Origin of the sequence: Kitasatospora sp. NPDC094019, from assembly GCF_044764505.1 — a bacterium.
Classification (GTDB): domain Bacteria; phylum Actinomycetota; class Actinomycetes; order Streptomycetales; family Streptomycetaceae; genus Kitasatospora.
Map to the genome: position 1 here is coordinate 54,944 of NZ_JBIWIF010000011.1, position 22,692 is coordinate 77,635.

Below are 22,692 nucleotides of genomic sequence, written 5' to 3' on the forward strand. Positions count from 1 at the left end.
CCGACCCACCGCCGCCCAGCGGTCGTTCCGGTGCGGCCGGGGGCCGCGGTCGGGCAGCGGTCAGCGGCGGAAGTAGGAGTCGAAGTTCTTCGAGAACTCCCGGTTGCCGAACTGGTCCCAGTTGATGGACCAGGTCATCAGACCGCGCAGGCCGGGCTGGGCGCCCGCCTTCGGGACGTAGCTGCCGCAGTTGGCGAGCTTGGTGAGGCAGTCCAGCGCCTTGTTGACCTCGGCCGGGGCGACGTAGCCGTTGCCCGCGTTGGTGGTGGCCGGCATGCCGATGGCGACCTTGGAGGCGGGCAGCGCCGGGAACACGTTGTTGGTGTTGCCCGCCACCGGGAAGCCCTTGAGCAGCATGTCGGTCATCGCGACGTGGAAGTCGGCGCCGCCCATCGAGTGGTACTGGTTGTCCAGGCCCATGATGGAGCCGGAGTTGTAGTCCTGGACGTGCAGCAGGGTCAGGTCGTCGCGCAGGGCGTGGATGACCGGCAGGTAGGCGCCCGCCCGCGGGTCCTGGCCGCCCCAGGGGCCGGAACCGTAGTACTGGTAGCCGAGTTGGACGAAGAAGGTCTCCGGCGCCATGGTCAGCACGAAGTTCGGGCCGTACTTGGCCTTGAGCGTCCGGATCGCCGAGATCAGGTTGACGATGACGGGGCTGGTCGGGTTCTTGAAGTCGGTGTCGCCGGTCTGGAGCGACAGCGAGTGGCCCTCGAAGTCGATGTCCAGGCCGTCCAGGCCCCACTTGTCGATGATCGCCGAGACCGAGCTGACGAACGTGTCCCGGGCGGCGGTGGTGGTGAGCTGCACCTGGCCGTTCTGGCCGCCGATCGAGATCAGCACCTTCTTGCCCTTGGCGCGCTTGGCCGCGATGGCGGCCTTGAAGTCGGCGTCGGACTCGACGGTCGGGCACTCGGTGACGGGGCAGCGGTTGAACCGGATGTCGCCCGAGGTGACGGAGGTCGGCTCGCCGAAGGAGAGGTTGATGAAGTCCCAGGAGTCCGGGACGTCGGCCACCCGGGTGTAGCCGGCACCGTTGGCGAAGCTCGCGTGCAGGTAGCCGACCAGCGCCTTGGATCCGGGCGGCGGGCTGGTCGGGGTGCCGGTGGGCGTGACGGTCGGGGTCACCGTGGGGGTGACGGTCGGCGTCACGGTCGGGGTCACCGTGGGAGTGACGGTCGGCGTGACCGTCGGGGTGGCGGTGGGCGTCGCGGTCGGGCTGGGGGCGCCGGGGCCGTCGAGCGAGACGTCGTCCGCGTAGTAGGTGCCCTGGCCGTACCAGCCGTGGGTGTAGACGGTGGCGCTGGTCTGGGTGGCGCCGGTGGTGAAGGCGACGCTCAGCTTCTGGTAGGCGCCGCCGGTACCGGGCGTCCAGGTCGAGGTGCCGCCGTCCACACCGAGGTAGACGTACGAGCCCTTGACGTAGGCGCTGAGCGTGTAGGCGGTGTTCGGCGCGACGGCGACCGTCTGCGCGCAGCGGGCGCTGTCGCCCGCCGAGGCGGCCCCGGCGAGGGCGTAACTCCCGCCGTGGGACTGGCCGGTGACAACGCTCCCGGTGCCGGCGGAGCAGCTCCAGGGGCCGAGGGCACCGCTCTCGAATCCGCCGTTGACCAGGAACTCCCCGGCCGAGGCGCTGGGCGCGAGGCCCAGGGTGAGGCCGACCATGGTGGCGGCGGCGACGGCCGAGGCGGTACCGGCGGCCAGCAGGGCGCGCGGCCGCCGACGGGCGGGCGCGGGCGGGTTGACGAGTGATCTGCGCATGTGGGGGACTCCTCGCGGAGGCGCGGGTGTGGGGGCGTCCGGGGCACGCCGGGGGGCGCACCGACGGTGGGGGAACGGTGCGGACCGGCCTACGAGTTGGACTAGACCACTGAAGTGGATCCGGCCGTTCGGTGTCAATGGTCCAGACCGGTTCCGGGCGCCGGGGAGCGCAGGTCGGAGCCGGTCCCCGGAGCCCGGAACGACGGACCGGAGCCGGTCCCCGGGGTCGGGCGCGGCGGGCCGGAGCGGGCCCCGCAAATCCGGAATCCATTGCTCCGGTTGCCGGGCGTGATCCCCGGCCGAAGCATGGAAGGGTGACGTCGCCCGGCTACCTCCGCCACCCCCACCTGCGCGGGGGCCTGCTGGCGTTCACCGCCGAGGACGACGTCTGGATCGCCCCGCTCGACCCCGACGCCACCGGCGCCGTCACCGGAACCGGCCGGGCCTGGCGGATCAGCTGCGACCGCACCCGGGTCAGCCACCCCCGGCTCTCCCCCGACGGCCGCACCCTGGCCTGGACCGGCTGGCTGAGCCTCGCCCCCGAGGTGTGGACCGCCCCCGTCGACGGCGGCGAGGCCCGCCGGCTCAGCCACTGGGGCAGCCAGGACACCCGGCTGCGCGGCTGGCTGCCCGACGGCGAACTCCTCGCCGTCACCTCGTACCACGAGCCCTTCGGCCACTACACCTGGGCGCACGCCCTGCCCGCCGACGGCAGCCCCGCCCGCCGGATGCCCTGGGGACCGGTCGGCGACGCCCAGGTCGGCCCCGCCCACACCGTGCTGCTCACCGGCTCCGCCCCGCACGAACCCGCCGCCTGGAAGCGCTACCGGGGCGGCGCCACCGGTCGGCTCTGGGTCGACGGCACCCGGATCCTCGCCGACCTCCCCGGACACCTCGCCTCCCCGATGCCGGTCACCGCCGCCGACGGCGACCGGATCGCCTTCCTCTCCGACCACGAGGGCATCGGCAATCTCTACTCCTGCCGCCCCGACGGCACCGGCCTGCGCCGGCACACCGACCACGCCTCCTACTACGCCCGCGAGGCCGCCACCGACGGCACCCGGATCGTCTACCAGCACGCCGGCGACCTGTGGCTGCTGGACGGCCTCGACGCGCCCGCCCCGCGCCGGCTGCGGGTCCCGCTCGGGGGTGCCCGGGCCGGCCGCCGCCCCTACCGGGTCACCGCCGCCTCCCACGTCAAGGACCTCGCCTGCGACCGCACCGGCCGCGCCGGGGTGATCACCGTCCGCGGCAGCCAGTACTGGCTCACCCACCGCGACGGCCCGGCCCGGGCGCTCGCCGACACCCCCGGCGTCCGCACCCGCTTGCCGGTCGTGCTCGCCGGCACCGGCGAGGCCGCCTGGATCACCGACGCCGAGGGCGAGGACGCCGTCGAGATCGTGCCGCTGCCCGGCCACGAACACGCCCCCTCGCAGCACGGCCACCGGGTGCTCGCCGCCGGGCGGCTCGGCCGCGTCCTCGAACTCACCGCCGCCCCCGACGGCGCCCTGCTCGCCGCCACCTCCTCCGACGGGCGGCTGCTGCTGCTCACCGCCGCCGACGGCACCGTCCGGGAACTCGCCGCCTCCGGCCACGGCCCGGTCACCAGCGCCCGGTTCTCCCCCGACTCGCGCTGGATCGCCTGGTCCCAGCCCGCCGCCGGCCGCTCGCTGCGCCGGATCCGGCTCACCCGCACCGACACCCCCGCGCCGGTCGTCGACATCACCGACGGCCGGTTCGAGGACGAGCAGCCGGCCTTCACCCGCGACGGCCGCTACCTCGCCTTCCTCTCCTGGCGCGGCTTCGACCCCGTGCACGACGTGCACACCGGCGACCTCTCCTTCCCGCTCGGCTGCCGCCCCTACCTCGTCCCGCTCGCCGCCGACACCCCGTCCCCGTTCGCCGCCCCCGACGAGGACCCGGCCCCGCACGGCGACGGCGGCGGCGACGGCACCGTCCGGGTCGACCCCGAGGGCATCGGCGAGCGGCTGATCCAGTTCCCCGTCCTGGCCGGCAAGTACTCGGCCACCGACGCCGTCCGGGGCGGCCTGGTCTGGCTGCGCTGGCCGATCTCCGGCACCCTCGGCCAGACCTTCACCAACCCCGACGACACCTCCGGCCGCCCCTCGCTGGAGTACTACGACCTGGCCCGGGGCAGCCGTTCCACCCTCGCCGAACGGCTCGACGGCTACGCGGTCTCCGGCGACGGCGGCTCGGTCGCCGTCTACTCGGCCGGCACCCTGCGCATCGTCCCGGTCGCCGCGCCCTCCGGCGCCACCAGCGTCGACCTGCGGCGGATCACCCACACCGTGCACCCCGCCGCCGAGTGGCGCCAGTCCTACGCGGAGGCCGCCCGGATCGTCCGGGACCAGTTCTGGGACGAGGGCATGTGCGGACTCGACTGGCCCGCCCTGGTCGCCCAGTACGAACCGCTGCTGGAACGGATCGCCGGCCCCGACGACTTCGCCGACCTGCTGCGCGAACTCCTCGGCGAACTCGGCACCTCGCACGCCTACGTCACCCCGTCCCGGCGCGGCGAGGGCCCCTCCCTCGCCCAGCAGCCGGTCGGCCTGCTCGGCGCCAACGCCCACCGCTCCCCCGACGGGCACTGGCTGCTCGACCGCATCCTGCCCGGCGAGTCCTCCGACCCGCGCGCCCGCGCCCCGCTCGCCACCCACGGCGTGCACGACGGCGACGAACTGCTCGCCGTCGCCGGCCGACCCGTCGACCCGGTGCGCGGCCCGCTGCCGCTGCTCGCCGGCACCGGCGGGACCAGCGTCGAACTCACCCTGCGCCGGGGCGGCCCCGACGGCACCGCTCGCCGGATCACCGTCACTCCGCTCACCGACGAACGGCCCGTCCGATACCAGGACTGGGTGGCCAAACGGCGCGCCCTGGTCCGGGAGTTCAGCGACGGCCGGTGCGGCTACCTGCACATCCCGGACCTCGGCGGCTCCGGCTGGGCCCAGTTCAACCGGGACGTGCGGCGCGAGATGGACAAGCCCGCGCTCGTCCTCGACGTGCGCGGCAACGCCGGCGGAAACGTCTCCGAACTCGTCCTGGAGAAGCTCACCCGCCGCGTGCTCGCCTGGGACTTCAGCCGCGGCCGGGAACCCGTCCGGTGGCCGCGCGACGCGCCGCGCGGGCCCGTGGTGGCACTCGCCGACGAGGCCACCAGCTCGGACGGGGACGTCGTCATCGCCGCGATCCGGCTGCTCGGCCTCGGCCCGGTGGTCGGCAACCGCACCTGGGGCGGCGTCGTCGGCATGACCGGACGGCACCTGCTCGGCGACGGCACGCAGATCTCGGTGCCGAAGAACGCCTCCTGGTTCACCGGCGGCCTCGGCTGGTCGATCGAGAACCGGGGCGTCGAACCGGACGTGCACGTGCTCCGGACCCCCGGGGACTGGGCCGCCGGACGCTACCCGGAACTGGTCACGGCCGTCCGGCTGGCGCTGGAACTGCTGGAGGACGCGCCCGCCGCGGTCCCGCCGCCGGCGGACACCCCGCGTCCGGACCTGCGGCGGCCGCCGCTACCGCCCCGGGAGGCGTGAGCGGCGGCCCGCGCGGTCCTGGATCTCAGCCCCAGGGGTCGCCCTCGGCGGTCATGTCCTGGCGGGCCCGCTCCTCCGCCTCCCGCTCGCCGATCGCGGCCGACTCCCGGGCCTCCCGGGCCTTCTCCGCCTCACTGCCGAAAGCGTCGGCGGCCTCGTCGTGCGCGAGCGCGGCCCGCTGGGCGGCGTCGTTCATCGAGATGCCACCCTGCTCGGGGGCCCCGCCGAGCGAGGACCTGGCCTCCTCGGCGGAGTGCTGCGCCTTGTGGCGGAACCTGTCGAAGATGCCCATGACTCCTCCTCCGGGCGAATTCCGGTTTGCCCCCACTCTCACACCGCCGTGCCGCCTCCGCACCCGCTGCGGGAGGGCGCTCCGGCGGGGGCGCTCGCGGGCGGCCCACCGCACCGCCTCCGGGCCGTTGAGCCTTTGAGCCGTTTGAGTCGTTGGTCCCTGGTCGCGGGCGCCGAAAGGCCGTAGCCGGGGCAACGGGCCGGGGAGAGGGTGGAAGGCGTCAGCCGGTCCCGTCCACCCCAGGAGCCCGCCGTGACCGTCGCCGCCCGCCCCCGCCTCCCCCGTCCGGGTGAAGAGCTGCACGGCGGACCCCGCCGGCTGGTCGGACCGCTGGCCGCGCTGGACGGTCGGCTCCCCGGGGCCCACGACCTGCTGCTGATGCAGTGCACCGGCTCGCTGCGGCCCGTCGGCGGCGGCGAACTCCCCGGCTGGGCCCGGCAGGTACTGCGCGCGCACCCCTGGGTGACGGTCGCGCGGGCCCCCTCGGTGGCGGGCTCGCCCGTGGACACCCCGCGCCCCGTGCGCTGCACCAGGGAGACCTCGGCCGCCGCGGAGACCTGGATCCCGGTCACGGTGCGCGGCCCCGAACGCGGCCAGCGGCTGGACGCCCTGGCACCCCGGGCGGCGGTCGCCCGCACCCTGCGCCCCGAGCAGTTGTCGGACCGGCTCGGTCTGCTGCCTCCCGAGCGGATCCGCGCGGTCCCGGCCCTGGCCGTACTGCCCGCCGCCGGGGAACTGGTCGCGGACCACCGGCTGGTCTGGGGTCCGATCGGCGCGATCGCCTACGAGCTGGCCACCGGCGAACCGGTCGCCGGACCGCTCAGCCCACTGCGCCTGGTGCTGCGCGCCCCGCAACCGGTCAGCCGCCGCGACGCCCTGCAGTTGCGGCGGGCGCTGAGCCGCCTGCGGGTCCCGCTCCAGGCCGAACTGGAGACGCGTCATGGAGCGGTGCTCCTGGCCGAGTACGCGGCCTCGCCGCTCACCCTGACCCTGCTCACTCCGACCGGCCCCCGGGAGGTTCACGACCCTTGGTTCCCAAGGGAGTTGTGACGCCGGGGCCGACCCGCCGGGGCCGGCGGCCGAGGACGACCAAGGCTTCCTCGAACGGCTGCCGGGCCAGGTAGGCCGCCGACCAGGCGACGCCCCACCGGGCACACCGCGGGCAGTTCCACGTCCGCCCGGAGGTGTTGGCGTCGTCGAGCAGATCGACCGCCGTGCGGCAGTCCGGTGCCGGGCAGGTCGCGGAGCCGGTCAGGAGCACGGCGGGGTCGAGCCCTCGCTCGACCCCGCCGCCCAGTGGTCCGACGTGGGCGCGCCCACCCTGGGTGCCCGCGAAGGCGGCATTTTGGTGGGACGACGAATCCTTCAACAGGGCACCGACTCAGGGTGAAGGAGGTACGGGTGGATTCTCTCTGAAGGCCGCAGCGAGCACCCCGGTCTCACTCCAGCGGGGGCACCGACCTCCGCACGACCGTTCGCGGATCATCGAGCCAGAACCCGTGCGACCCGTCAGCGGCCACGGTCAGCCCGTAACGTCCTGGCCCAGGCTCGCCGCTGGCGATCCACCAGGCATGCGCCTCGGCCACCTCGTCCCACAGTCGCCGGGGGCCGTACTGCCACACCGTGAACCCCTTCGTTCCGGCGCCCGCCCAGTCCACGGCCGCCCACGACTGCGCGTCGGTGGTGGCAAGCCAAAGCCTGCGGGCAACACCGTCCACACTCGGATCGTGGTCCCAGGCATGCCAGACGTTCCCCAGGCGAATGCCCATGCTGAAGGACAGATCCCCCCGATCCTCCGCGATCTCGAAGGCGTGCAGGTCGGTGTGGGATTCTTCGGGCACGTGCTCGTCGTCGACCACGTCCCGGTAGAGCCTCACGCCGGACCGGTGCTTCCGGTTCAGCATGAACGCACTGTGCGGGCTGAACCGCCCCGAAGCGCTGCCGTCCGCGGCAACTGCCAGCAGCAGCAAGCCCCACCCGGACCACGGGCTGTCCCACGGCAGCAGAACCAGCCCGCCGGGCACGGTCTGTTCGATCAGATCCGGTGGTACGAACCGGAACGCGCAGGTGGCGATCACGCGATCGTACGGGGCTCCCCGGGCCCATCCACGGCTACCGTCACCGCATACCACCACCGGGGACAACCCGAGGCCGTGCAGGGCGTTGCGGGCGCTCGCCGTCACGTCCGGATCGATTTCCACACTGGTCACCAGGCCCGGGCCGAGGCGGTACGACATGAGCGCCGCGTTCCACCCCGGACCGGTACCGATCTCCAGCACCCGCATGCCATTCCGCAGGTCGAGCATGTCGAGCATGCGGAAGACGATCCCCGGATCGGACAGGGAGGATGTCGGAACCGGGTCGTCATCGGTCTCCCGACCGTCGTTGATCTGCGTGACCACGGGGGCTTCCGCGTAGGCGGAAGCCCACCAGTCGGTGGGGTCACCGGTCCTGCTGATCGGCTCAAGCGTGTCCGCGTCCCGGATCAGGTCCGGCATGAATCGATGGCGGGGCACCGCGTAGGCGGCGGCCTCCCACTCGGGGGCCACATCGTGGCCGAGGTACTCCGCGACAGCCCGGAGCAGGCCGCGCACAGCAGCCCGCTCCGTCTCGTGCTCGCCGGTCAACTACTTCTCGTCCTTCTTGTGCTTGTTGTCGACCTTGCCGCTCTGGTGATCGGCAGTCGTCTTGGAGTCACCAGGGTCCTTCTTGCCCCCGTGCCTCCCCTGGCCACCGTCGTTGGCGCCCGATCCGCCTCCGCTGCTACCGCCTTTGCCGGTTCCCCAAGCCATGGTCGGTCCCTCCTGCCTATGTGATCGGTCAGCCGGCGTTCTCGGTGTACCGCTTGGTCTCCGGAGCCGTCGGGCCGGGGGGACGTTCGGTCGGGGTGCTCATGATCGCTACTCCTCACTTCGGAGAGAGCCGGGCGTCGAGCGACGCTTCCGGTTGTGCATCGGCGGGACGCATCCGTTCCGGTCGCCCCGTGAAGGGGCGACCGGCCCTGACGTCTCTGATCCCACTGCGCATGGGGACAGCCACCTGCCAGCACCTCCATTCAACGGCGCAGAGCCCTCACCGTGGACTCCGATCCGGTGACTCCAAGTTGGAGTCCGCACACACGCTGTGGGCCTACGATCGGAGCGCGCACCGTCAGGGGGAGCCGAACAATGGACCTGGGCCAGCCGCCATCACCGCGCGATGTCGTCGCGGGGCTCCTCGGAGATGAGCGGATGCTCGCCATCCTCCGAGCACGCGACATCGGCGCCCTCTTCAAACTCCTGAACGGCCGAGGCGTCAGCACACGCCGTCTCGCCGCAGCAGCGGAGATCACACAGGGGCGCCTGTACGACTACATGAACGGTCGGACCCGGGTCGAGAAGTTGTCGATGTTCGAGCAGTTGGCCGACGCATTCCACATTCCGGGTACTCTCCTCGGCCTCGCGGCACGACCGTGGGAACCAATGGCGCCGGTGCAGACGGCATCCTTGGCGGACGTACTTGCCGAGTCCGACGACCTTGCGGCATTGGACGCGTTTCGTGAGGCAGACCGACAGACCGGCGGCGGACGACTGTACGGCGCTGTTGTGCAACACCTGCGGATGAGTGTGGCTCCGAGATTGATGGACGGCACGACGGGCCCGAACGTCTTCGGCGCCGCCGCCGCACTCACCGAGATGGCTGGATGGATGGCGCACGACTCGGGCCAGGACGCCCTGGCGGCCGCGCATTTCGCCAAGGCATTGCCACTCGCGCGGATCTCGGGCGATCATCTGCTCGCGGCGCACATCGCCGCGAGCAGAAGTCACTTGTCGCTACAGTCCGGCGACAGCAAGCAGGCTGCACATTGGGCACTGGCGGGAATCGAGTTCGCCCGTGGTGGACCCCACGTGCCGAGTCTGGCCGCACGCCTTCATACGATGCACGCCCGCGCTCTGGCGGCACTGGCACAGCCGGCGTCGGCGCGGTACGCGCTCGGGCATGCTCGCACCCTCCTCGATCTCACTTCGGATGAGACCCATCCTTGGCTCAGCCCGTTCGACCGGGCGGCGCTCGCCAGTGAATCCGCTCTGGTGCTCCAGGACTTGGGGCAGTACGGCGGTGCTCTGGAGCATGCGCAGGAGGCGGTACGTCTCCGGGGTCGCGGACGGGCAAGGTCCCTGACTCTGAGCCGCATCACGCTCGCCGCCGTGTACGTGCAACGCAGGGACCTCGATGCCGCTGTCGGCGTCGGGACCGAACTCCTCCTCACCAGCCCCGCTCTCGGGTCGGTGAGGGTCGTGCACCAACTGGACGGCCTTCGGGATCTGCTCGCCAGGCATGCCGACCACTCTCCCGTCCGTGAGTATCTGGCACGATTCGACGAAGCACGCAGAACCCGGGCGTTGCTACTGGCCGACATCATGCCGCCGAGGGGAGGGAACGGCAGTGGGGACACCGACACCGGATGACCCAGTGGCATGGCACGCCTATCTTGCCGAGGGCAACGCCAGGCAGGCACGGAAACGCGTTGCCGCCGACGTGATCATCAGGGACTCGGCGGGCCGGATCCTGGTCGTGAACCCCGGCTACAAGCCTGGCTGGGACCTCCCTGGCGGGATGGCAGAGGCAAACGAAGCCCCTGAAATGGCCGCACGCCGCGAGCTCCGCGAAGAACTCGGCCTGGAGATCCGCACCTGTGGGCTTCTCGTCGTCGATTGGGTGCCCCCGCACGGACCGTGGGACGACCAACTCGCGTTCATCTTTGACGGGGGGCTGATCACCGCCGACCAGGCGGATGCCCTACTCCCCCACGACGCGGAGCTGATAGAAGCCGCGATGCTTGCGCCTGCCGACGCGCGTCAACTGCTGCGTACTCGACTTCTGCTTCGTTATGACGCCGCTCTGGCAGCCCTTCAGGACCGGCAGCCCCGCTACCTCAATGACGGACACCCGACTTCCTGAACGACGCTCGGCCGCACCAGGCGGTCTGATTCAAATGCCGGGGCCCGCCACCCGAAGCATCGGGTGGCGGGCCCTCTCCTGCACTCAGCCGGTGACGCTGTTGGTGCCGGTCTCCAGGTGGCCGGTGAAGCGCTGGGACCAGGTGGTGTCCACACTCACCGTCACGGTGAAGTCGTACCAACCGCCGTTGTAGGCGACGGCGTTGAAGTAGTCCGTCACGCTGCCGCCGGCCGGGACCTGGTACGTCCAGGGGCCGTCGGTGCGGTAGTTGGTGGACGTGATGGTGAAAGTCATCGCCGTGGTGCCGGTGTTGGTGAGCTTGAAGTACACGGCCGGCTTGCCGGTGCCGGGCTCGACCGCGTACGAGCACGTCACGGCCGCGTTCTTGCCCGCCTTGTTGGCGTCGCCCTTGAAGCGGCGCAGGAAGCGGTTGGGGCCGACCACGCTCAGGTCGTAGGGGCCGCCGCCGAAGCCGGTGCCGCAGTTGAAGAAGTCGCTCTGGTTGCCGCCGGGGTCGACGGTGTACTGCCAGGGGCCACCGCTGCGGTAGGCGTTGGCGTACGCGGAGAAGTGGGCGGACTTCGTCGCCGCCGCGCCCTCGTTGACCATCTTCAGCCAGACCTTGACGGCACCCGCCGAGCCGTACTCCAGGTGGTCCAGGTTGGCGTTCGGCTGGACCGGCACCGCGCGGGCCGGGCGGGTGCCGGACTCCTGGGTGGGCAGCTTGTTGTCGACCGGGGCCGGGTTGGGCAGCGGGCCGCAGCTGGACATGCCGACGACGGCGCCGGCCGTGTCGGGCAGCCCGGGCAGGCCGTAGACCGGGTTGGCGAAGTCGAACAGGCCGGTCAGGTCGCCGCAGACCCGGCGGCGCCAGTCGCTGATGTTGACGCAGGTGGCGGGCTTGCCGAGGGCGGCGGTCCACTTCTCCAGGAAGCGCAGCACCGAGGTGTGGTCGAACACCTCGGAGGACACCCAGCCGCCTCGGGTCCACGGGGAGATCGCGATCATCGGGACCCGGAAGCCGAGGCCGATGTTGGTGCCGCCGTAGAACTCGCCCGGCGTGCCGGCCGGGGCGGCGGGCGGCGGGACGTGGTCGAAGAAGCCGTCGTTCTCGTCGTAGTTGAGGAAGAGGACGCTGGAGTTGAAGACGTCCGCGTCGGCGTTGAGCGCGTCGATCACCCGGTGGACGAAGTGCGCGCCGTCGGCCGGGGTGGCGTAGGGGTGCTCGGAGACCTCCTGGTTGGGGACGATCCAGGAGACCTGCGGGAGGGTGCCGGCCTGCACGTCGGCCTTGATCGCGGCGACGATGTCGTCCGGGGTCTTCCCGGTGACCTTGGGCACGGAGCCCATGCCCTTGACCGCGAGCGGGCTGCCGGCGGGGGCGTTGGCGAACTGGGTGAAGTAGGCGAGGGCGTTGTCGCCGTAGTTGTCGGCGGCGTTCTGGTAGACCTTCCAGCTGACGCCCGCGTTCTCCAGCGCCTCGGCGTAGGTCTGCCAGCGCAGGCCCTTCTCGTCGCCGCCGTCGTAGGCCGGGCCGCCGGCCGCGCCGGTCGGGTCGATCTGGCCGGACCAGTGGTAGGTGCGGTTGGGGCCGGTGGCGCTCAGCGTCGAGCAGAAGTAGGCGTCGCAGACGGTCCAGTTCTCGGCCAGCGCGTAGTGGAACGGGATGTCCTGCCGGGTGAGGAAGCCGAGCGGGCGGACGTTGCCCTTGGCCGCCACCCAGGAGTCCATCCTGCCGCCGTTCCACGCCTTGTGCTGATCGCCCCAGCCGTGGCCGAGGTCGCCGTTGCACTGGGCCAGGCGCTCCGGGTCGGCGCCGCCGGCCGGCTTGGTGAGGCTGAACTGCCACGGGTACTGGCGGGCGAGCAGGCCGTTCGGCTGGTTGAAGACGGAGTAGCCGCCGGCGATCTGGATGGCGGAGCGGTCGGCGAAGCCGCGGACGCCGCGCAGCATGCCGAAGTAGTGGTCGAAGCTGCGGTTCTCCTGCATGAGGATCACGATGTGCTTCGCGTCGGCGAGGGTGCCGGTCTGCGACAGCGCCGCCGACGGGGCGGCGGCGGGCACCTCCCCCGGCGTCCCGGCGGCGGGGGAGGTACCCGCTCCGGCGCTGCCGGCCCCGGTCGCGGCGAGGCCCGCGGCGGCGGCACCGGACAGGGTCACGAACTTCCTACGACTCAACTCGGCCATCAGCCCAGTCCGTCCCTTCACTGGCGATGTTGTGCACACAACTCGGGCCACTCGATCGCGCAGCATCTTCCACCCGCCCGGAACGGCCCGACCAGAGGGCGGAAGCAGGTTTGTCGGACTGTTCTCCCGGCCGTCACCGAACGACCGGGAGCTGAACTCCGGTGCGGACCGATCCGCACTCCACCGTCATTTGAACACGTTCAAATTACATGCCACACTGGCCCGACCATCAACTGTGGGGGACTCCATGCAGATGACACGCCTGGCGGCCGGGGCCGCATCCCTCGTGCTGGCCGTCGCCGCGCTGACCGCCTGCGTCGCCCGGCCGGGCGACGGTTCGGCCCCGGCCACCGCGCCGGAACCGGCCGCCACCGGCGCGGCCGGAGAACTCGCGGCCACCGCCGAGGTGATGGGCAGGGCCGGCAACAGCCGGATCCGGTTCCACGTGGCGGCCGCGGGCCTGTCGACCACCGGGACCGGGTACGCGCGGTGGAACGGGCGCCCCGCCCTCCAGTACGTCGACGGCAAGCAGGGCGCCACCCGCATCGTCGGCGGCGACCTCTACTACGCCCCCGCCGCCGACGGGAGCGACGGGACCGAGGATTGGAGCGTCATGCGCCGGGACGAGCACAACTCGACCCCGGTGCACCTCTCCACCCTCGCACTCGAACGGGTCGCCGACCCGGTGGCGGAACTGCGCCGCGCCGCCGACCGGAGAGACGTCACCGACCAGGGCACGGAGAGCGTGGCCGGCGCCCCCGCGCGGCACTTCCGCAGCTCCTCGCCGCTCCTCCGGCGGATCGGCGGGACCGGACACGGCCTCTTCGACGGGCTCGCCGACTACCGGCCACCGCTCGGCGCGACCTGCACGGCGGACTTCTGGATCAACGAGCGGCACGAACTCGTCCGGCTCACCCTCACCCTCTCCGCCGACGCGAAGAGGCAGGACGTGGAGGCCGACTACAGCGAGCCGGGCAGCGCCCCGGAGATTGCCGCCCCGGCCTCGGCGAGCCCGATGCTCTGAACGGATCCCGGTCCGGCGCCGCTCCCGGCTCAGCCGTCCTTCACCGTGATGCCCAGGGCCTGGGCGAACCGGGGTGCCAGTTCGAGAAGCTGGGTGGAGCTGATCAGGGCGCCGCGCAGGCCCAGGTGGCCGTCGGGGAGGTCGAGCGAGACGGCCCCGCGCAGGTCGACGTCGCTCAGGGTGGCGCCGCGCAGCCGGACCTCCTCCAGGGTGGAGCCGGGGAAGGACACCCCGGTGAGGCGGGCGTCGCCGAAGTCGACGTCGCGCAGCAGGCAGTCCTCGAAGACGACGTCGCGCAGGACGGCGGCCCGCAGGTTGACCGCCTCCAGCTTGCAGCCGCGCAGGACCACCCGGCGCAGCGCGGCCCCGTGGGCGGCGATGCCGGCCAGAACGCCGCCGGTGACGGCGCTGTCCTGCCACTCGCTGTCGACGAGGTCGCACGCCACCCAGCGGCCGGCCTGCGACCAGACCTCGTTGAACCGGGCCTGGCGGAGCTTGACGCCGCTGAGCGAGACGCCGGTCAGGGCGCACTCCAGGAAGGTGGCGCCGGCGGCCGACTGGTCGGTGTACTCGCCGCCGTCGAAGTGGACGGTGTCGTAGCGGTCGTCGCCGCGCAGCGGTCCGCGGTGCGGGACCAGGTGGTCCGCGTACGGCAGGTCCTCCAGGCGGTCGGGGACGTGCTGGGGCTTGGACGGCGGCATGGCGGTGGCACCTCGTGGTCGACGGCGGACGGCTCCTGGTCCGCATGCTCGCACGGGCCACCGACAGGACCGGGGCGCACGACCGACAACAGGTCCGGGGCGCACGGCCGACACCGGGAAGTACGGCCGATCCCCGGGGTGCGGCGCGAGCGGGCGCGGCGGTGGCACGGTGGGGCGCCCACCGCCGGCCCTGCTCAGGTGCGCCTCAAGGGGCGGGAACGCACGCGGGGCGGCCCGGTCGCCGGGGTTCCGGCGACCGGGCCGTCCACTGCGGTGCGGGGGAGGATCAGCCGGCCAGGCCGTTCCGCCAGAGGGAGTTGACCCGGCTGCGCTCGGCGCTGTTCGGGTTCGGGTTGGTGCAGGAGGTGCCGGGGCCGCCGCCGGACATCAGCTCGCTGCAGGGGCCCGAGTAGTGGTCCGGCAGGCCGAGCACGTGCCCGGTCTCGTGCGCGACCACCCGCAGGGAGCTGTACTGGCGGTTCTGCGCGTAGTCGAGGAAGACGTAGCCGCTGCCGTGGCCGTCGGTGCTCGCGTACGAGCCGCGCGAGTCGTTGCCCTCGTAGTAGCGGAAGTCGGCGCCCGAGCCGGAGCGCAGCTGGACGTTGGCGACCGAGCTGTTCCAGATCTGCGCGCTCTGGGCTATCTGGTTGCGGAAGGTGGGCGCGCTGCTGGCGTCGTAGGTCACGGTGACCGCGAGCAGGTACGGGTTGGCGGCCTGCTTGGCCCGTGCGGACTTCATGACGGCCTCGTAGAACGCCTTGTTGTTGGCGTCCTCGGTGGGCGAGCCGGCGTAGGCGGAACCCGAGGCGGTGTAGCCCTGGGTCGGCGCCGCGGCGGCGGTGGTGGTCGGCAGGACGGCCAGACCGGCGGCGAGCGCCAGCCCGACGGCGGCGGAAAACGTGCGCGAGACACGGTTCATGTGGGGGCTCCCGTTCAAGGGTCGAGGGGTGGGAGGTACTTCGGGTGGGGGTACCGCGGTGGTGCGGGCGCGCCGGACCGGCCGGAGGGGCGTCCGGGCGACGCGCGTCGAGGGGCCGGCGGACCGGCGGGGTACGAGCGGCGGCTCAGCGGCTCAGCGACTCGGGGGGATCAGCGGGTCGGAGGATCGGCGGCTCGGCGGGTCAGCCGGCCAGCCCGTTGCGCCAGAGGGAGTTGACCCGGCTGCGCTCGGCGCTGTTCGGGTTGGGGTTGGTGCAGGACGGACCGGGGCCGCCGCCGGACATCAGCTCGCTGCACGGGCCCGAGTAGTGGTCCGGCAGGCCGAGCACGTGCCCGGTCTCGTGCGCGACCACCCGCACCGAGGAGTACTCCTGGTTCTGGGTGTAGTCGAGGAAGATGTAGCCCCGGCCGTGGCCGTCGGTGCTCGCGTACGAGCCGTTGTCCGGGTCGTCGCCCTCGTAGTAGGCGAAGTCGCCGCCGGATCCCGCCTGCAGCCGCACGTTGGCGACCGAGCCGTTCCAGATCTGCGCGCTCCGGGCTATCTCCGCCGCGAAGGAGGGCGCGTTGCCCGCGTCGTAGGTGACCACGACGGCCTTCAGGTACGGGGTGGCGGCCTGCTTGGCCCGCGCGGACTTCATGACGGCCTCGTAGAACGCCCGGTCGTCCGCCTTGCCGGCGCTCTTCGCGGCGGCGCCCGGGGTGTACCCGTGGGCGGCGGCCGGACCGGGAGCGGTCACCGGGGCGGCGGTGGCGGCGGCGGGCAGGGCGGCCGTACCGAGGGCGAGGGCGATTCCGAGCGCGAGGGAGAGCGTTCGCGGCACGCGGTTCATGTGGGGGCTCCGATTCGGGTGTGCGCCGCGGACGGTGGGGGCCGGACCGCGGGCATCGGATGAATGCTTGCTGCCCACAGAGCTTCGGCCAGGCCGGCGGCCCGGCGGATGATGTCAACCGGCGATAGCCCGAACCAATCACCGGCACCCGCCGAGGGGCTCCGACGGAGATCGGTCCGGGGGTCGCCCCGGGGTCGTCCGGGTATCGCCCAGGGGTCGTCCAGGGGTTGCGCGCGAGCCGCGCCCGGGCCGCTCGGGGTTTGCGCGGGGACTGTCCGGGAAGCCGTCCGAACGGTCCGACGCCCTCGCCCCTGCCGACCCGGCAGTCTGTCATGTCCCTGGCGTCATCCCGTTTTGGCCGTTACGCTCCCCCTTGTGGAGCTCGACGTGAGACACCTGAGGGTGCTGTGCGCGATCGCCGACACCGGAAGCCTCCGCAAGGCCGCGCTGCAGCTAGGGATGACCCAGCCGTCGCTCACCACCCAGCTGCACCGCATCGAACGGGCTGTCGGCGGAACGCTGTTCACCCGGGAGCAGACCGGCAGTCGGCCGACCGCGCTCGGCCACTCGGTGCTGTCCAGGGCCAGACCGGTGATCACCGAGATGGCCGCGCTGGTCGCCGCCGCGCGCCAGGAGGCCAGGGAGGCCGCCGGCGGCGAGCGGGCCCGCCGGCTGCGCATCGGCAGCGTCGGCAGCCGGGCGGTGGCCGCGTGGCTGCGCCGGGTGCACGACCGGCTGCCGGAGACCGACACCACCATCCAGATCGACATCTCGGCCAACGCCCTGCTCCGGATGATCGCCGCCGACCAGTTGGACGTCGCCTTCGTGCACGAGAGCGAGGGCTTCCCGGTGCGGCTGCCCCCGGACGCCGAGCACCGGGTGCTGCTGGCCCGCGAGCCGCAGTTCGTCGCGCTCACCGCGGGCCATCCGGCGGCCGCGCGGCAGGTGGTCCGGCTGGACGAACTCGCCGATGACACCTGGATGGTGGACCCGACCGCCGACCACGAGTACGCCGCGATGCGCCGGGTGTTCCGCGCCGCCGGGCTCAATCCGCGCGTGGTCCAGGTCCGGGACAACGCCACCGCCGCCGAGCTGGTCGCCTCCGGCGAGGCGGTCCGCCCCTGCCAGCCGACCTCGCTGCCCGGACCGGGCACCGTCGTCCGGCGGCTGCACGGCGACCCCCTGACCGTGCGGCTGCTCCTGGTCTGGCGGCCGCGCGGCCTCGGCCGACCGGCCCGCGAGGCGCTGTACGAGGAACTGTGCGCGGCCTATCTCGACCTCGCCCAGGCCAGCCCCGCGTACCGGGCCTGGCTGTCGGGGCACGGCGAGGTGCTGAACGGCCTGCTCGGGCCGTCGCCGACCGACCCGGCCCGCGCGGACGGGCCGTCCCCGGCGGCCTTCGTGGCGGGTTTCGGCGGGTCCAACGGCGCGCACGGGACCAACGGCGCGCACCAGCCCAACGGCACGCACCAGCCCAACGGCACGCACCAGCCCAACGGATCGAACGGACAGCACGGGCAGAACGGGTCCGGCGGAACGAACGGACAGCACGGGCAGCGGACCGCGACCGCCCCGGCCGGGCCGGTCGCGCTCGCTCAGCGCTCCCTGGCGTGCAGCGCCACCCCGACCGTCACCGTCAGCGCCGTCACCAGGCCCGCCGCCAGGACCCCGGAGCCACCCGCCGCCGTACAGGCCAGCACCGCCACCGACGCGGCCGGCAACAGCACCTGAGCCGCGCCGGTCTTGACGTGCCGGGCGTGCAGCACCCACACCGTGACGAGGTAGAGCGCGGTCGGCACGGTCACCGTCGCGGTGGCGGCCGTCTCGGACACGTGCGCCTTGTGCACGGCCGATTCGACCGCCACCTCCAGCCCGGAGCCGATCGCCGCCGCCGCGCCGAAGACCAGGTAGTGGCCGTACCCCCAGAGGAACGCCTGCCGGTTGGACCGCAGATGGTCGTGCACCGGCCGGGCGAAGTAGATCCACCAGGCCGAGAAGCAGATCAGCAGACCGCCGGCCGCGACCGGCAGCAGCCGTCCCAGCCCCTCGTGCTCGTCGACCGCGGACTGCACCGCGACGGTCGCCGCCGCCACCGTCTCACCGAGCACGATCAGCGTGAACAGGCCGTACCGCTCGGCGATGTGGTGCGGGTGCCAGGTGGTCTGCATCCGCAGCTCGGCGACGACCGGCACGGACAGCTCGGCCAGGATGCCGATCGGGATCACCGCCGTCCGGACGTCGTGCGGGAGCACCAGCACCACGCCCCAGCCGATCTGACAGAGGGTGATCCCGGCGGCGTAGCGCAGCGCCACCCCGCGGGCCGGTCCCTCCTCGGAGGCCGCCGCGCGCAGCCACTGGGTGACCATGGCCAGCCGCATCACCACGTAGCCGACCACCGACAGCACGATGTCCTGGTCCGCGAAGAGCCGCGGCACCCCGGCCGCGAGGATCAGCACGCCGGCGATCTGGACCAGGGTGGTGACCCGGTACGGCACGTCGTCGCAGTCGTAGGCGGAGGCGAACCAGGTGAAATTCATCCAGGCCCACCAAATTGCGAAGAATGCGAAGAAATAGCCGCTCAGGCCGTCTCCCCAGTGACCCTCGGCGAGGTCGTGGGCCAGCTCCCGGCCGGCCTGGCCGACGGCGACCACGAAGCAGAGGTCGAAGAAGAGTTCCAGCGGGGTGGCCACCCGGTGCGGCTCGTCCCGGCTGCGCGGGACCATCCGGCGCACCGGGCGCGGGTCGGCGTGGTGCGGGCCGTGGTGCGGTGGGGGGACTGCGGCGGATTCGCTGCTCATCGACGGTTCTCCGGGCTCCGGACGGGCGGGCTGTACCCGCCGCATCCTGGCAGCGCACCGGTCCCCGCGCACGCACCGCCGCCCGCTCCGGCGCGGTCGGCGGCACGGGCGGCGGCACGGGGGAGGCGCGGCCGGGGGGCGCCGGAGGGAGTGCCGGAGAGCTACGTCGATTGCACCGTAACCGCCCGATTTGCCCTGTCGTCAGCGAGAGTTGACGCCTCGGTGCGCGAACCGGGTGACAGCACGGCGGGTTTCCGGGCGCGCCCCGCGCGGTAGGGCGCGGCAGCCCGGAGCACACCGCTAGATTCGTCCCGGTTCGAAGGGAACGGGGTCCGGGGACGGACCCCACGACACGGGCGGCCTGCGGGCATCGCGGAAGGTCAAGGCGGGTGGCAGGACAGCGGGGGCGGCAGCGCCGGTACCCCCGTGTCCGTACCACCGGCCTCGTGATCACCGCGCTGCTCGCCAGCGCCTGCCGTGGACCAGCCACCGCGCTGCTCGCCAGCGCCTGCCGTCGACCCGCCGCCGCGTCGCCGCGCGCTCCGGCCGCCGACGCGCCGCGGGCCGCCCCACCCCCGGGCGCGGCCCCGCCGGCTACTTCTCCCAGCCGACCTTGGTGTAGTCCGTGCTCGCCAGGCCGAAGGCGCCGTAGTTGGCGAGCCCCTTGCGGGCCGCTACCACGGTCGGCCGCTGGTACAGCTCGACGGTGTGGCCGAGCTCCCAGATCTTCGCGTCCGCCTGGTTGTAGAGCTTCGCCGCCTCCACCGGGTCGATCGTGCCGGCCGCCTTCTTCAGCAGCCCGTCGATCTCCTCGGTGCCCAGCTTGGAGTAGTTGCCGAACACGTTGTCGCCCTGCGGCAGCCGGAAGTTGGTCAGGCTGCTGGAGAGCGGGAACGAGTCGGTGTTGCGCCAGCTGGCGATGTCCCACTTGCCGACGTTGACGTACTTGGTGAAGAAGTCGTTGGCGGCGACCTTGTCGACCTCCACCTTGACCCCGGCCGCCAGCCACATCGCCTGGGCTGCGGTGGCGAGGTCGACCTGGGCCTGCGGGGTGGACTCGTTGAGCACCCAGTGCAGGGTCAGCGACTGGCCGTCCTTGGTGCGCGGCTGGCCGCTGCCGGCCTCCTTCCAGCCCGCCTCGTCCAACAGCTTCTTCGCCGCCGGGACGTCGAACTTCGCCCACTCGCCGGAGTTGTCCTGGTAGCCGGCCTGGTTGGGCATGAAGATGTGGTTGCCCAGCGGCTTGAACTCGACCGGCACGCCATTGTTGGCGATCTTGATGAGCGCGTTGCGGTCCAGCGCCTTGCCGAGCGCCTGACGCACCTTCTGGTCCGCCAGCGCGCCACCGCCGCCGAAGGAGATGTGCACCTCGTCCCAGGGGCTGGCGGAGCGGATCACCGCGTCCTTGGCGTCCTTCAGCTGCCCGTACGCGGTGGCGGTGCCGGCCGTGGCGTAGTCGATCTCGTTGTTGAGGAACGCCTGGGTGGTCGCGGACTGCGACATCACCCGGAAGACGATCCGCTCCGCCTTGGGCTTGGCGCCCCACCAGTTCGGGTCCGGGACGAGGGTGAGGGTCTGCGCGGTCTTGTCGGCCGTGCCGATCTTCAGCGCGCCCGCGGTGATCGGGACCTTCTCCACCCAGCCCTTGTTGAAGTCGTCGGCGCCGGCGATCCCGGCGGCCGGGATCAGCGGGCGGAAGAGGTTCTGCCAGTCCGCGTACGTCTCGGAGAAGGTCACCTTGACCTCGGACGGGTCGGCGCCCTGCTCGACGCCGGAGATCAGCTCGTAGCCGGCCGAGTCGGCGATGTTGTAGCCGTCCTTCTTGCCGTTGCTGGCTTCCCAGTCGGCCTTGAAGTCGAGGTGGCTCAGCGGTTTGCCGTCCGACCACTTGGCCTTCGGGTTCAGCTTGTAGGTGACCACCTGCGGCGAGGTCGAGGTGACCTTGGCGTCCACCAGGTAGTCGGCGTTCGCCTTGAAGGTGCCGGTCTCGTCGGTACTGAAGAGGTCCGGCTCGATGGTTCGCATGATCTCGACCGCGTCGCCGTACCGGCCGTCCACCTGGAACGGGTTCCACTGGGTGATCCACTGGTAGAGCGGGAAGCGGACCTCGCCACCGTCGCGGATCTGGTCCACCGACTTGGCGTTGATGTCGATGGATCCCTGCCCCGGCGCCTCGCTCTTCACCGCCGTGTCCGCCGAGCCACCGCCACCGGAGCTGCACGCGGTGGCCGCGAGGGCGACGGCGAGAGCGAGTACGGCGGTGCGGCCGAGTCGGCGCGCGGGTGTGGCGGAAGCGTGCATGAGGGTCCCCCCGTGATGTCCGGCGAGTGGCGAGAGATGAGCGTCGCGAGGTGTGGCGAGGCTTGAGCGTGGGCAGCCAAGTCGGTGCCGGGGACCGAACGTAACAGCCGATCAGGACGAGTACCAGGGGGCGTGGTGGACACCTGATCCAAACGAAACGGGGCGCAACACGACCGCAATACCGCGGCCGCGCACCGGTGCCAGACTCTGACCTGCGCTTTCCTGACCACGGTCAAGAGACCGGCCGGGGCGCCCCTCGGTCCACCCACCCACCCTCCGCCCCGCGGCACCCCCGCTCCCCCACCCCCGACCCGAAGGCCACCCTCCGATGCCCACCAGACGCGTCGGCCCCGCCTCCACCCTTGGCGGCCGTTGATGCTCCGTTACCTGACCAAGCGGTTCGCCTACTACGCCGTCCTGCTGGTCGCCGCCGTCTTCCTGGCCTACGCGCTGGCCGGCGCCGCCCTGCAGCCGCGCGTCTACTTCGAGGCGAAGGTGCCGCGCCCGGCCGCCGCCTCGGTCGAGCGCCAGCTCACCGACCTCAACCTGAACGACCACACCCCGGTCGTCGAACGGTTCGGGCACTGGGCGGGCGACCTGCTGCTGCACGGCGACCTCGGCCGCACCATCCACGACACCCCGGTGATGGACGACTTCCGCCGCCGGGTCTGGGTCTCGCTGCGACTGCTGCTGATCGGAAGCCTGCTCGGCATGGCCCTCGGCGTCGCCGCCGGGGCGTGGAGCGCGGTGCGCCAGTACCGGATCTCCGACCGGCTGCTGACCGTGCTCTCCTTCGTCCTGCTCTCCACCCCGGTCTTCCTGGTCGCGCTCTTCCTCAAGAACGGGGCCATCGCCGCCAAGGACGCCGTCGGCCACGAGGTGGTCCCCTTCACCGGGTACGAGACCCCCGGTCTCAGCGGCGGGCTCGGCGCCCACCTCGCCGACTGGGCACTGCACCTGCTGCTGCCCACCCTGTCGCTGGCGCTCGGCGGCCTCGCCACCTACAGCCGCTACCAGCGCGGCACCATGCTCGACGTGCTCGGCTCCGACTACCTGCGCACCGCCGAGGCCAAGGGCCTCACCCGGGGCCGCGCCCTGGTCAAGCACGGGCTGCGGACGGCCGTCATCCCGATGTCGACGATGTTCGCCTACAGCTTCCTCGGCATCTTCACCGGCGCCGCGTTCACCGAGACCATCTTCGGCTGGCACGGCATGGGCGAGTGGTTCATCCAGTCCGTCAACGAACAGGACGTCAACGCGGTCGTCGCGGTCAACCTGTTCGCGGCGGTCGTGGTGCTCGCCTCCGGCTTCCTCGCCGACACCCTGCACGCCGCCCTCGATCCGCGCGTGCGGTCCTGAACCGAGGA

Annotated in this window: 15 protein-coding genes and 1 pseudogene; 7 read left to right on the top strand and 9 right to left on the bottom strand. The window is 72.4% G+C overall.

The window, feature by feature from the left end; all coding sequences use genetic code 11:
- Positions 1–60 precede the first annotated feature (60 nt).
- A complete protein-coding gene (locus tag ACIQ9P_RS24485) occupies positions 61–1,758 on the bottom strand; it encodes a chitinase (RefSeq protein ID WP_402359900.1) in 1,698 nt (565 codons plus the stop codon).
- 314 nt (positions 1,759–2,072) lie between these two features.
- Between ACIQ9P_RS24485 and ACIQ9P_RS24490 the strand changes: the two genes are divergently transcribed.
- Positions 2,073–5,312, top strand: a complete 3,240-nt coding sequence (locus tag ACIQ9P_RS24490; RefSeq protein ID WP_402359903.1) for a S41 family peptidase — start codon at positions 2,073–2,075, stop codon at positions 5,310–5,312.
- 25 nt (positions 5,313–5,337) lie between these two features.
- Here the strand turns inward: ACIQ9P_RS24490 and ACIQ9P_RS24495 are convergent, their stop codons facing one another.
- Positions 5,338–5,604 (bottom strand): hypothetical protein, encoded by a 267-nt coding sequence (locus ACIQ9P_RS24495; RefSeq protein ID WP_402359906.1) that lies wholly within the window; start codon positions 5,602–5,604, stop codon positions 5,338–5,340.
- 252 nt (positions 5,605–5,856) lie between these two features.
- Here ACIQ9P_RS24495 and ACIQ9P_RS24500 point away from each other — a divergent pair, with 252 nt between their 5' ends.
- Positions 5,857–6,654 carry a phosphoribosyl-dephospho-CoA transferase MdcG domain-containing protein gene (locus ACIQ9P_RS24500; RefSeq protein WP_402359909.1) on the top strand — a complete coding sequence of 266 codons (798 nt, stop codon included), beginning with the start codon at positions 5,857–5,859 and terminating at the stop codon, positions 6,652–6,654.
- 389 nt (positions 6,655–7,043) lie between these two features.
- Here the strand turns inward: ACIQ9P_RS24500 and ACIQ9P_RS24505 are convergent, their stop codons facing one another.
- A complete protein-coding gene (locus ACIQ9P_RS24505; protein ID WP_402359912.1) occupies positions 7,044–8,231 on the bottom strand; it encodes a methyltransferase domain-containing protein in 1,188 nt (395 codons plus the stop codon).
- Between the two features lie 540 nt (positions 8,232–8,771).
- On the opposite strand from ACIQ9P_RS24505, the gene ACIQ9P_RS24510 reads away from it, so the two are divergent.
- Positions 8,772–10,052, top strand: a complete 1,281-nt coding sequence (locus ACIQ9P_RS24510; RefSeq protein ID WP_402359915.1) for a helix-turn-helix domain-containing protein — start codon at positions 8,772–8,774, stop codon at positions 10,050–10,052.
- A 4-nt stretch (positions 10,053–10,056) separates the two neighbouring features.
- Positions 10,057–10,545 carry an NUDIX domain-containing protein gene (locus ACIQ9P_RS24515; RefSeq protein ID WP_402359917.1) on the top strand — a complete coding sequence of 163 codons (489 nt, stop codon included), beginning with the start codon at positions 10,057–10,059 and terminating at the stop codon, positions 10,543–10,545.
- An 84-nt stretch (positions 10,546–10,629) separates the two neighbouring features.
- Here the strand turns inward: ACIQ9P_RS24515 and ACIQ9P_RS24520 are convergent, their stop codons facing one another.
- Positions 10,630–12,732, bottom strand: coding sequence for a phosphocholine-specific phospholipase C (locus tag ACIQ9P_RS24520; protein ID WP_402359920.1), 2,103 nt, complete (start codon positions 12,730–12,732; stop codon positions 10,630–10,632).
- Positions 12,733–12,979: 247 nt separating this feature from the next.
- On the opposite strand from ACIQ9P_RS24520, the gene ACIQ9P_RS24525 reads away from it, so the two are divergent.
- A complete protein-coding gene (locus ACIQ9P_RS24525) occupies positions 12,980–13,756 on the top strand; it encodes a hypothetical protein (RefSeq protein WP_402359923.1) in 777 nt (258 codons plus the stop codon).
- A gap of 29 nt (positions 13,757–13,785) precedes the next feature.
- Here ACIQ9P_RS24525 and ACIQ9P_RS24530 read toward each other — a convergent pair whose 3' ends face one another.
- From ACIQ9P_RS24530 to snpA (ACIQ9P_RS24540), 3 genes are all read right to left on the bottom strand, one after another.
- Entirely contained in the window at positions 13,786–14,457 is a 672-nt protein-coding gene (locus ACIQ9P_RS24530; RefSeq protein WP_402359925.1) for a pentapeptide repeat-containing protein, read from the bottom strand.
- A 286-nt stretch (positions 14,458–14,743) separates the two neighbouring features.
- Positions 14,744–15,376 (bottom strand): snapalysin, encoded by a 633-nt coding sequence (gene snpA, locus ACIQ9P_RS24535; protein WP_402359928.1) that lies wholly within the window; start codon positions 15,374–15,376, stop codon positions 14,744–14,746.
- 202 nt (positions 15,377–15,578) lie between these two features.
- Complete coding sequence (gene snpA / locus ACIQ9P_RS24540; protein ID WP_402359931.1) at positions 15,579–16,226, bottom strand: snapalysin; 648 nt, start codon at positions 16,224–16,226, stop codon at positions 15,579–15,581.
- A 387-nt stretch (positions 16,227–16,613) separates the two neighbouring features.
- Between snpA (ACIQ9P_RS24540) and ACIQ9P_RS24545 the strand changes: the two are divergent.
- Positions 16,614–17,552 (top strand): annotated as a pseudogene (locus ACIQ9P_RS24545) (LysR family transcriptional regulator); the annotation flags it as partial.
- 269 nt (positions 17,553–17,821) lie between these two features.
- Here the strand turns inward: ACIQ9P_RS24545 and ACIQ9P_RS24550 are convergent.
- Both ACIQ9P_RS24550 and ACIQ9P_RS24555 read right to left on the bottom strand, forming a co-directional pair.
- Complete coding sequence (locus ACIQ9P_RS24550) at positions 17,822–19,024, bottom strand: low temperature requirement protein A (RefSeq protein ID WP_402359934.1); 1,203 nt, start codon at positions 19,022–19,024, stop codon at positions 17,822–17,824.
- 594 nt (positions 19,025–19,618) lie between these two features.
- A complete protein-coding gene (locus ACIQ9P_RS24555; protein WP_402359937.1) occupies positions 19,619–21,325 on the bottom strand; it encodes an ABC transporter family substrate-binding protein in 1,707 nt (568 codons plus the stop codon).
- A gap of 375 nt (positions 21,326–21,700) precedes the next feature.
- Between ACIQ9P_RS24555 and ACIQ9P_RS24560 the strand changes: the two genes are divergently transcribed.
- Positions 21,701–22,684 carry an ABC transporter permease gene (locus ACIQ9P_RS24560; protein ID WP_402359940.1) on the top strand — a complete coding sequence of 328 codons (984 nt, stop codon included), beginning with the start codon at positions 21,701–21,703 and terminating at the stop codon, positions 22,682–22,684.
- Positions 22,685–22,692 lie beyond the last annotated feature (8 nt).